The sequence below is a fragment of the Lichenibacterium minor genome, from assembly GCF_004137685.1.
In the GTDB taxonomy this organism is placed as follows: Bacteria; Pseudomonadota; Alphaproteobacteria; order Rhizobiales; family Beijerinckiaceae; genus Lichenihabitans; species Lichenihabitans minor.
In genome coordinates this window covers 1-10,372 of record NZ_QYBB01000076.1, presented here as the reverse complement: position 1 = coordinate 10,372, position 10,372 = coordinate 1, and the positions used below count along the sequence as shown (strand labels likewise).

Below are 10,372 nucleotides of genomic sequence, written 5' to 3'. Positions count from 1 at the left end.
GGCTCGGCTACAGCTGGGGGCGCTTCGACGTCGACCTGCAGGCGCGCTGGCAGTCCGAGTACCAGGACTTCCACACCACCGCCACGAGCTTCCTCCCCGTTCCGGTGAAGGTGGCCGACTACGTCACCGCAGACGCGCACCTCGCCTACCACATCACCGACGCCGTCACGGCGTCGCTGACCGCTCAACAGTTCAACGCCGCGACGCAGACGGAAACGGCCGGTGTTCCCGTGGAGCGGCGCATCTTCGCGGGCGTCAAGGCAGATTTTTGATCGTGGACAGAGTGTAACGCCGGCATGATACATCTTCTCGCAGCGATCATCCAAATCCGGGATGTGCCAAGCGTGATCGGCATCGTCGCCGTGGCGCTCGCCGGGAACGGCCTCGCGCTGCTGGTCGGCTTCCGCCCGCCGTCGCGCTTGCGCAGCCTGACGCTCCGGATCTCGGGCTTCACCGTCGTGCTCGCGGCGACGTCCTGGCTGACCTTCCTGCTCGCCCTGCGCGCGGGTTTCCCCCTGATCAAGACCGCCGTGCCGGTGGGCTGGGCCGCCGCCGCGCTCGCCGCCGACACGGTGGCGAGCGCGGTCGCGCTCGGCTGCGCCCTGCTGATGCGCCGCTCCGCTCGGACCGCGATGCTGAGCGGCTCGCTCCTCGCCTGCGGCCAGTCCTGCTTCATCTTCGTCGCCATGACGGGCCTGGTGAGACCCTTCGCCCTGTCCTACGACCTGTCGGGCGTGGTCGTGGTGATGCTGGTCAGCGCGGCGTGCTGGGTCGTGGCCTTCCGGCACGCGGACCAGACGTGGCGCCTGCCCTTCCTGGTCGTCGTCACGGGGTTCGCGGGCGCGCTCCTGCCGATCGGGTCGCTCGCCTCCATCCTGCCCCTCGAGGCCTGGATGAGCGCCATCGACCAGCCGGACGACCTGTCCTCGGCCCCCCTCGTCGTGATCGGGGCGACCGAGGGCGCGGTCGTGCTGGTCCTGTGCCTCTTCGGCTCCCTGGTCGACAACCGGACCGACGCGCGCGACCGGCTGGAGGCGAGCCGCCTGCGGCAGCTGGCCGACAGCACCTTCGAGGGCATCCTGATCCATCGCCACGGCGAGATCATCGACGCCAACGAAAGCCTGGCCGACATGCTGGGACTCCACCTGAGCGAGGCCCTTTCCAGCCCCGTCGAGCGCTTCATCGCGTCGGTGAACGACGCGGCCTCCGGGGCGGCCGTCGGGACGAGCTCGGTCCGGGAAACCGAGGTCGTGACCTCGCGCGGGGAGCGCATCCCCGTGGAGATGCTGTCCCGTCCCGTCATCTACGGCGGAGCGCCCGCCGTCGCCACCGCCCTGCGGGACATCCGCGAACGGAAGGCGTCGGAAGCGCGCATCCGCTTCCTGGCCCATCACGACATGCTGACGGGGCTGCCCAACCGCGTCAGCCTGAAGGATCGCTTGGAGGAGGTGCTCGCCCGGCCCGACCGCGCGAGCACCTCGGTCGCGCTGCTGTGCCTGGACCTCGACGGCTTCAAGCTGGTGAACGACACGCTCGGCCACGCGGCAGGCGACCTCCTGCTCCGCAACGTGGCCGACCGTATCCGGGCGGCCCTCGACGACAGCGCCTTCGTCGCGCGGATCGGCGGCGACGAGTTCGTGGTGGTCCAGAGCCAAAGGAAGCAGCCGTTCGCGGCAGTCGAAGCGGCGAAGGCCATCATCGCGGCGCTGATCGACCCGTTCGAGCTCGAGGGCAACGTCGCCACCGTGGGGACCAGCATCGGCATCGCCCTGGCGCCCCAGGACGGGACCGACCCGACGCTGCTGCTCAAGAAGGCCGACATCGCGCTCTACCAGGCGAAACACAACGGTCGCGGGTGGTACAGCCTGTTCGAGACCGGCATGGACCAGTCCATCAGCGCGCGTCACGCCCTCGAAACCGAGCTGCGGGCAGCCCTCGCCGCCGACGGCCTCGCGCTCGCCTTCCAGCCCTTGTTCGGCCCCGACCGCGAGATCACCTCGTGCGAAGCGCTCGTGCGATGGAACCATCCAGAGCGGGGGCCGATCCCGCCTTCGGAGTTCATCCCCATCGCGGAACAGAGCGGGCTGATCATCCCGCTCAGCCGCTGGGTTCTGCACACGGCCTGTGCGGCCGCCGCCGAATGGCAGTCCTCGTGCCGCATCGCCGTGAACCTGTCTCCCGCGCAGTTCATTCGCGGCGACCTCCTCGCGACCGTCATGACGGTTCTGGAGGAGACCGGGCTGGCGGCGGAGCGCCTCGAGCTGGAGATCACCGAGGGCGTGTTGATGGACAACACGGAAAGGACGCTCGAAACCCTGAAACAGCTGCGGGGCCTGGGCGTCAGCCTGGTGCTGGACGACTTCGGGACGGGTTATTCCAGCCTGTCCTACCTGCACCGCTTCCCGCTCAACAAGCTGAAGGTCGACCGTTCGTTCGTGCAGCGGATGGGGGCCGACCCCAGCGCGCGCGCCATCATCAGCGCCGTCGTCGCCATGAGCCACAGCCTGTCGCTCGCCGTCACGGCCGAGGGCGTCGAAACGCTGGACCAGTTCGAACTGCTGCGCGCCGAAGGCTGCGACACGTTCCAGGGCTACGCGCTCAGCCGCCCGCTCCCCGCTTCACAGATCGCGCGTTACATGCGCGATCACGGAAAGGCCGAGCCTGGTGGACATCCGGAGGTCGGAACGCGGGCATCAGAGCAAGTCGAGGCGGGCCATGCCTGATGCGATCCGCAGGATCGATGTCGATGTCCAGCGTGATGCCGGCGGTCCGAGATCCTGACCGCCGGCCCGCGGCCGCCAGCCCGCGCGCGACCGCGACGCCCGCGGCCGAGCGGGACGAGCCGCGACCGTGCCGTCCGTTCGGTTCGCCCTCGCCATCGATCTCTGCTCCACCGGTGCGGTCGCACGGTGTCGTCCCGGGGGGCGGTCGCCGTGATCCGGTCGCGCCGCGGCTCCCTCGGCGAACGGGTCCGCGTTTCGCAGTTGCCGCCGCGGGCCCCCGCACCTAAACCGTCGACGAACGCGGCGGGGCCGGTCGCGGCGGGTCGGGAGCTCACGCGGTGCAGAAACAGTTCACGGATGCGGCGCGGGCCGCCCTGGCCCACACCCTGTCCGACATCGCGATCCCGGGCCTGCCCGACCCCCACGTCGGCAAGGTGCGCCAGTCCTACGACCTCGACGCCGAGCGCCGCCTGATGGTGGCGACCGACCGCCTCAGCGCCTTCGACCTGAACCTCACCACGGTCCCGTTCAAGGGGCAGGTGCTCACCGAGCTGTCGCGCTTCTGGTTCGAGGGAACGCGGCACATCTGCCCGAACCACCTGATCGCCGTGCCCGACCCCAACGTCACGGTGTGCCGCCGGCTCGACATGCTGCCCGTCGAGGTCGTGGTGCGGGGCTACCTCGCGGGGTCCACCAACACGTCGCTGCTGACCATGTACAAAGGCGGGGCGCGCCGCCTCTACGGCCAGGCCTTCCCGGACGGGATGCGCGACAACCAGCGCCTCCCCGCGCCGGTCATCACCCCCACCACCAAGGGCGACCACGGCGCCCACGACGAGCCCCTCGGCCCCGACGACGTGGCGCGGCTCGGCCTCGTCGACGCTGCCACCTGGGACCGGACCCGCGAGCACGCGCTGGCGCTGTTCGCCTTCGGCCAGGCGCGGGCCCGCGAGCGCGGCCTCATCCTCGTCGACACGAAATACGAGTTCGGCGTGGACCCCGACGGCACGGTGGTGCTGGCCGACGAGGTCCACACGCCCGACTCGTCCCGCTACTGGGATGGCGCCACCTACGACGCCAGGTTCGAGCGCGGCGAAGCGCCGGACGCCTTCGACAAGGACATGGTGCGGCGCTGGGTGCGGGCGCGCTGCGACCCCTACCGCGAACCCGTGCCGGAGATCCCCGACGAGGTCCGCATCGAGACGGCGGGCGTGTATTGCGGCCTGTTCGAGCGGCTGACCGGCGCCGCGATCGTGCCGCCGGCGACGGGCGAGGCCCCCGCGGCGCGCGTGGCCGCCGCGGTGGCGCGCTGGATGGCGGCGCACCCGCCCGGCGCCGGCGCGTAGGGCGCCGGCCCGGCGCCTCACACCTCGACGACCTCGCTCCGCCTGACGCCGATGGCGGACGCCAGCGCCGCCAGGCGCTCGGCCACGACCTCGCTGTCGGGCACGCGGGCGAGGCGGCCGACCTCCAGCGTCACGCGGTCGGTGCCGACCTTCAGCCGGGAGCCTTCCAGCACCTCGGGCACGCCGGCCGACAGCCGGTAGGCCAGCGTCAGGGCCTTGCCCAGCACCGCGGCGCGGCGGCGCGTCGCGCGGGACAGGAGGTCGGCGGCGGGCAGCAGCGCCGGGTCGTCGGCCTTGCCGTTGTAGCGGGCGTGGAGGGCCGAGGCCACGAAGGCCCGCTCGGGATGCTCGATGCCGATGAAGGGGAACTGCAGGACGCGGCGGAACATCTCGGCGGCGCGCAGGTCCGGGTGGTCGCGCCAGCCCATGTCGGACAGCGCGCAGGCGGCGACGCGCAGCCGCGTCTCGGCTTCCGTTTCCCCCGGGAACAGTTCGGCCGTCCAGGGCACGAGGGTGGCGGCGAAGCGCGGCACGCGCGCCGCCGGCAGGCCGATCAGCGCCGCGCCCTCGACCAGGGGATCGCGCCGCCGCTCCGCCTCGGGGAGCTGCGCGTAGAGCCAGCCTTCGCGCAGGCCCAGCGCCGAGAACACGACCTTCTCGGGCGCCAGCCGCTTCAGCGTGCGGTCGAGCACCAGGGCCGCGGCCGGCAGCGTGCGGGCGCGGCGGGCCGGCACGCCGGCCGGGGGCGCCCCGGGCTTGGCCGGGCGCCACAGCGTCTTGGCGAAGGCGCGGATCGCCGCCGTGTCGACCGTGTAGCCGTGCACCACCGGCACCGGCGCCCCCGCCTGCGCCATGTGGGCCTTGGCGATGGCGCGCCAGCCGCCGCCGACGGGAAAGAACACCGGCCGCGTCAGCGCCGGCGGCAGGCCGTCGGCCAGCAGGGCGTCGACGGCCCGCTTGGCGGCGTCCGGCCCCTTCTCCAGCAGGGCTTCCACCGGCAGGGCGCCGAGCGGCAGGCTGACCCAGCGCTCGCCCACCCGGTCGTCGAGCGCTTCGGCGACCTCGAGGCTGCCGCCGCCCATGTCGCCTACGAGCCCCACGGGGCGGAAGAAGCCCGAGATGACGCCGAGCGCCGCGTGGCGCGCTTCCTCGGCGCCCGACAGGATGCGGATCCGCAGCCCGGTTTCGGCCGTGATGGCGCGCTGGAGGTCGGGGCCGTTGGTGGCGCGGCGCATCGCTTCCGTGGCGGTGGCGTCGAGCCGCGCCACCCCCATGGCGTCCGCGATGGCGCGGAAGCGGCGCACGGCTTCCACGGTGCGGCGGAAGTTGTCGGGATGGATGGCGCCCGTCTGCGCCAGGCCCTCGCCGAGCCGGCACAGGCTCTTCTCGTTGAAGCGGGGCAGCGGTGCCCGCGCCATCCGCTCGTAGACGACGAGCCGCACCGAGTTTGACCCGATGTCGACGATGCCGTAGGGCCCGTCCCCGGCCGCCAGCGCCCGCGCGCTGTCGAGGTCGAGCGGGCGGGGTGGGGCTCCTCCGCCTGTCGTGACGAGCTGATCCAAGCGGGCCTCCCCGGCGATGTCTGCGCTGACCGAATGCGCGCCGGCTCCCCGAGATCCCCGTGTGCGACTCACGACGGCCCGCGCGCGTTGTGTCCCCGATATCGCACGGCGGGGAGGGCGGGGCCATGGCACGACGCATCGAGGGGACGACAGTGGTGGTCACGGGGGCGTCGAGCGGCATCGGCCGGGCGACCGCCCTGGCCTTCGCCGGGGAAGGCGCCAACGTGGTCCTGGCGGCGCGCCGGGCCGAACTGCTGGACGCGCTCGCGCTCGAATGCCGGGCCGCGGGCGGCCGCGCCCTGGCGGTGCCGACCGACGTCACCGACGCCGCCGCGGTGGGAAAGCTGGCCGAGGCCGCGCTGGCGCGCTTCGGCGCCGTCGACACCTGGGTCAACGTCGCCGGCACGGGCGTGTTCGGCCCCTACGAGCAGGCCGACGTCGACCTCCACCGCAGGACGATCGAGGTCAACCTCATCGGCGCCATGAACGGCGCCGCGGCGGCGCTGCCGATCTTCAAGCGGCGGGGCCGGGGCGTTCTCGTTTCGACGGTGTCGATGGGGGGCTGGGCGCCCGTGCCCTTCGCCGCCGCCTACACGGCGAGCAAGTTCGGGCTGCGCGGCTTCAACGCCAGCCTGCGCCAGCAGTTCGAGGCGCGCGAGGACATCCACGTCTGCGGCGTGTTCCCCGCCATGGTGGACACCCCGGGCCTGGAGCACCTCGCCAACGCGTCGGGCAAGCGCATCGACCCCGGCCCGTTCCTGTACACGGCGGGCGACGTGGCGTCCGCCATCCTGGGGGTGGCGCGCCACCCGCGCGGCGAGGTGGCGGTGGGCTGGCCGGCCCGCGCCGGGCAGGCCGCCTACGCGCTGTCCCCGCGCCTGACCGAGCTCGCCACCGGGGCGCTGTTCCGCTGGCTCGTGCGCCGCGCCGGCCCGGCGCCCCGCACCGAGGGCGCGCTGCGGGCGCCGATCCCGGCCGGCACGACGGCCAGCGGCGGCGCGCTGGCCCGCAAGGGCCTGCCTTCGGCCGGGCCCATCAGCCTCGGCCTCGCGGTGGCCGGCCTCGCCGTGCTGGCCGGCGCCGTGCTGGCGGCGGAGCGGCGCGCGGACTGATGCCGGCGCGCGGCCCCCTCGATCGCGGAGGGGCGGCGCAACTCCCGGCGGTGCCGGGCGGTTCTGGGAAGCGGGCGCCCCGGCACCGAACGGCGCCGGGGGACCACACCATGACGATCATCCCGTTCAGCTTCGCGGCGGCGCTCGCCCTCGCGCCGCTCCTGTCCCCGGCGGCCGCGCTGGCGCAGTCGGGCCCGTTCCTGGCGGGGCAGGGGCCGGACCTGTGGCGGGCGTCGCGGCTCGTCGGCGTCGACGTGCTCGGGCCGGACGGCAAACCGGTCGGCACCGTGTCGGACGTGCTGCTGGACCACGACGGCCGCGCCGTCGCGGCGGTGGTCGGCGTCGGCGGCTTCCTCGGCCTCGGCCGCAAGGACGTGGCGCTGCCCTTCGCGTCGCTGCATTTCACGCAGGAGCCGCGGCCGGGCGCGAGTGCCGTCGGCACCCCGGACAGCGCGAACGGCATGCCGACCGAGCCCGGCATGGCGGCCGGCTCCGCCGTGCCGGTGGAAACCGCGGCGGCGCCCCCCGGCGCGACCGCGGCGCCGGCCCGCTCGACGGCGCGGCCCGACCACGCGACGGTCGACGTCACCGCGGAGGAGCTCAAGGCGGCGCCCGCCTTCACCTTCGCGCGTTAACGCCGTTCCGCGACGGCGGGTGGACGCGCACGGCCGGCGCGCGATGTTGGTTTCACACGGTCCGGGCGGTGGGCGCCCGGCCCCGCGGCGACCGTGCCGCCCCCTTGGAGTCCCTTCGATGCGCCTGGTTCCCGCCGCCCTCGCCGCCCTTCTGGCCGCCCCCCTCGCCCTCGCGCCGGCGGCGCCGGCCGCCGCGCAGGACTGCGATTGCGGCTTCGGCGCTCCCCCCGCCTATGTCGAGACCGGCCCGGCCACGCTGGTGGTGCCCCGCACCACCTACGTGCCGCACACGCGCTACGCCCGCGAAACCGTGCTGGTGCCGCGCACCCGCCTCGTGCCGCGCGTCGTCTACGTGCCGCGCACGCGGCTGGAACGCCGCACCGTCGCGGTGCCGCGCACCGTTTATTCCGCGCACACGAGCTACACCGCCTATCCGGCGCCCGGCGGCGGCTACCCGTCGGGCTACCGCTACGGCGCCACCTACGTGCCGCCTGGCACCACCTACGGCTGCACGCTCGGCCTCGTCGGCTGCGATTCGAGCGCGGTCGGGCCCATCGGCTACTGAAGCGCGGCGTGGGGCTCGCCTGCCCGTGGCGGGGGCCGGCGCCGCTCGGGATCCGTAGACGGTTCGGATCTGTGTCCGGATGCCGTCCGAAGACATCGCGGAAACCTCCCTCGGTTTCGGCCGAAGGGCATCCGTTCACGGGCTCTCAGTCGCGCGCCGCCGCGATCGCCAGCCCCGAGGCGACCAGCGCGCCGCCGCCGGCGCGCCGCGTCCACAGCGCGGCGCGGGGGCCCCGCAGCAGGCGGGCGGCGCGGGCGGCGCCCAGCGCATAGAGCGTGTCGGTGCAGCCCACGACGCCGCAGAAGGTGGCGACCAGCAGCGCCGCCTGCGGCGCGTAGGGGGCGTCCGCGCGGATGAACTGCGGCGCGAAGGCGACGAAGAACACGATGGTCTTGGGGTGGAACGTCCCCACCAGCACGTTCCCCAGGAAGGCCGCGCGGGCCCCCACGGGCCGGGGCGCGGCGGCGCCCGTCGCGTCGGCCGCCGCCCGGCTCCGCAGCAGCGTCACGATGCCGAGCCCGACGAGGTAGAGCGCGCCGGTCCATTTCACGACGGCGAAGGCCAGCGCCGAGGCGTCCAGCAGCGCGCCGACGCCGACGAGCGACAGCGTCATCGCCAGCGCGTTGCCCGCCATCATCCCCGCCACCGACGCCAGCGCCACCCGCCGCCCGGACGCCACCGCGTAGCCGACGATGGACAGCACCCCGGGGCCGGGCACGAGGCCGAGCAGGGCGGAAGCGAGCGCGAAGGCGAGGAGGGTGTGGGGGGACATGGGTCTCGTCCGGGGCGGGGCCGTCGACGGCGCCGATGCTGGACCGTCCGCGCCGGGCCGGCAAGCCATCCCTTTGGGCCGTCCCGTGGCGCGGTTGACGCCGGGCCGGTCAGGGTGGACCGATGTGGGATCCCGCCGCCCCGCCCACCGCCCCACCGCGGAGTCCCCCATGATCACCGTCGACACCCGGCGCTTCCTCGCCGACCTCGACCACCTGCGCACCATCGGCACCTACAGGACGGGCGTGCACCGGCCGACCTTCGGCGCCGAGGACATGGAAAGCCGGCGCTGGCTCCTGGCCGAGATGGACGCCCTGGGGCTCGACGCCCGGATGGACGGCATCGGCAACCTCCTGGGCCGTCATCGCGGTTCCGGGCCGCGCCTGTTGGTGGGGAGCCACATCGAGACCCAGGACCGCGCAGGGTGGCTCGACGGCGCGCTCGGCGTCACGGCCGCGCTCGCTCTGGCCCGCGCCGGCCTGCCGGTCGACGTCGGCGTCTACGCCGACGAGGAGGGCCACTGGGGCAACATGCTCGGCAGCCGCAGCCTCGTCGGCGACCTCGACGACGCGGAGATCGACGCGGCCCGCGATCGGGACGGCGTGCCGCTGCGCGACGCTTTGGCCAGGGCCGGCCTCGTCGGGCTGCCGCGGATGGCGCTGGAGCCCGGCCGCTATCGGGGCGCGCTCGAGATCCACATCGAGCAGGGGACGCAGCTCGAACGCCGCGACCAGCGCATCGGCGTGGTGACCGGCATCGTAGGGCTGCGCGCGTTCCTCATCACGTTCGAGGGGCAGCAGGACCACACCGGCGGCACCACCATGGCGGAACGGCGCGACGCGGCGCTCTCGGCCGTGCGCCTCCTGGCGGCGATCGACGCGGAGTTCCCCAAGGTCTGCGGGGACCACAGCGTGTGGACGGCCGGCCGCATCGTGGTCGAGCCCAACCAGCCGGCCGTCATCCCGGGCCGCTGCGAGGTCTCCTTCTCGTTCCGCGACCTGTCCGACGCCGTGCTGGACCGGATGGAGGCCTGCCTGCGCGCCCTGGTGCGCGAAAGCGACCGGCGCGAGCGCTGCCCGGCCACGATCGAGGCGGTGGCGCGCCTGAAGCCCGAGCCCTGCGATCCGGGGATCGTGGCGGCCTTCGAAGGCGCGGCGGACGCGCTCTGCCCGGGGGCGTGGCGCAGGATGCAGAGCGGCGCGCTGCACGACAGCCAGGTGCTGGCGAGCCGGTTGCCGGTCGGCATGCTCTTCGTGCCGTCCATCGGCGGCATCAGCCACCACTGGACGGAGGACACGACGCGGGAGGATCTGGAACTGGGGTGTCGGGTGATGGCGGCGGCGGCGGAAAGGCTGTTGGGGTGAGGGTTGGAGGGCAGGGGACCAACCCAAGCGGCCATCCGAACCGCAACCATTGTCTGGAAGGCAAGTATGTGCGACCGTTCACCGGAAGGCGGGTGCGATCGGTGAGGCCGGCATACTTCGAACCGTGACGTGCGTGAGAGGATCGAGTTGAAGACGCTTCCTAGAGTGACGGCGACCGCCGAACAGCTGCCGCTCATCAGTCAAAACCGCTTCGGTGGTAATTGCTCACCTCCCCTGGGCTGGTGTGGTGTCGCGGGCGTCGGGAAGCGGTTGGATTTTTGGGTCGACGACGGC

General features: G+C 73.7%; 9 protein-coding genes. 7 read left to right on the top strand and 2 right to left on the bottom strand.

Annotated features, from left to right (window positions below; genetic code table 11):
• From D3273_RS28530 to D3273_RS26095, 3 genes are all read left to right on the top strand, one after another.
• The coding region (locus tag D3273_RS28530) for a hypothetical protein (protein ID WP_165359709.1) at positions 1–272 on the top strand (272 nt) is incomplete at its 5' end.
• A gap of 72 nt (positions 273–344) precedes the next feature.
• Entirely contained in the window at positions 345–2,723 is a 2,379-nt protein-coding gene (locus D3273_RS26100) for a putative bifunctional diguanylate cyclase/phosphodiesterase (protein ID WP_165359708.1), read from the top strand.
• Between the two features lie 338 nt (positions 2,724–3,061).
• Entirely contained in the window at positions 3,062–4,069 is a 1,008-nt protein-coding gene (locus tag D3273_RS26095; protein ID WP_245501400.1) for a phosphoribosylaminoimidazolesuccinocarboxamide synthase, read from the top strand.
• 17 nt (positions 4,070–4,086) lie between these two features.
• Here D3273_RS26095 and D3273_RS26090 read toward each other — a convergent pair whose 3' ends face one another.
• A complete protein-coding gene (locus D3273_RS26090; protein ID WP_129229884.1) occupies positions 4,087–5,631 on the bottom strand; it encodes a Ppx/GppA phosphatase family protein in 1,545 nt (514 codons plus the stop codon).
• A 125-nt stretch (positions 5,632–5,756) separates the two neighbouring features.
• Between D3273_RS26090 and D3273_RS26085 the strand changes: the two genes are divergently transcribed.
• The 3 genes from D3273_RS26085 to D3273_RS26075 all read left to right on the top strand — a co-directional run bounded on the left by D3273_RS26085 (position 5,757) and on the right by D3273_RS26075 (position 7,943).
• On the top strand, positions 5,757–6,743 hold the full coding sequence (locus D3273_RS26085; RefSeq protein ID WP_129229883.1) for an SDR family NAD(P)-dependent oxidoreductase: 987 nt from the start codon (positions 5,757–5,759) through the stop codon (positions 6,741–6,743).
• 110 nt (positions 6,744–6,853) lie between these two features.
• The gene (locus tag D3273_RS26080; RefSeq protein WP_165359707.1) at positions 6,854–7,378 is read left to right on the top strand and encodes a PRC-barrel domain-containing protein; all 525 of its coding nucleotides are present in this window, start codon (positions 6,854–6,856) and stop codon (positions 7,376–7,378) included.
• A gap of 118 nt (positions 7,379–7,496) precedes the next feature.
• Positions 7,497–7,943: a hypothetical protein gene (locus D3273_RS26075; protein ID WP_129229881.1), complete on the top strand. Its 447-nt coding sequence runs from the start codon at positions 7,497–7,499 to the stop codon at positions 7,941–7,943.
• A 145-nt stretch (positions 7,944–8,088) separates the two neighbouring features.
• Here the strand turns inward: D3273_RS26075 and D3273_RS26070 are convergent, their stop codons facing one another.
• Positions 8,089–8,715 carry a LysE family translocator gene (locus tag D3273_RS26070; protein WP_129229880.1) on the bottom strand — a complete coding sequence of 209 codons (627 nt, stop codon included), beginning with the start codon at positions 8,713–8,715 and terminating at the stop codon, positions 8,089–8,091.
• 169 nt (positions 8,716–8,884) lie between these two features.
• Between D3273_RS26070 and D3273_RS26065 the strand changes: the two genes are divergently transcribed.
• Complete coding sequence (locus D3273_RS26065; RefSeq protein WP_129229879.1) at positions 8,885–10,078, top strand: hydantoinase/carbamoylase family amidase; 1,194 nt, start codon at positions 8,885–8,887, stop codon at positions 10,076–10,078.
• The last annotated feature ends 294 nt before the right edge of the window (positions 10,079–10,372 follow it).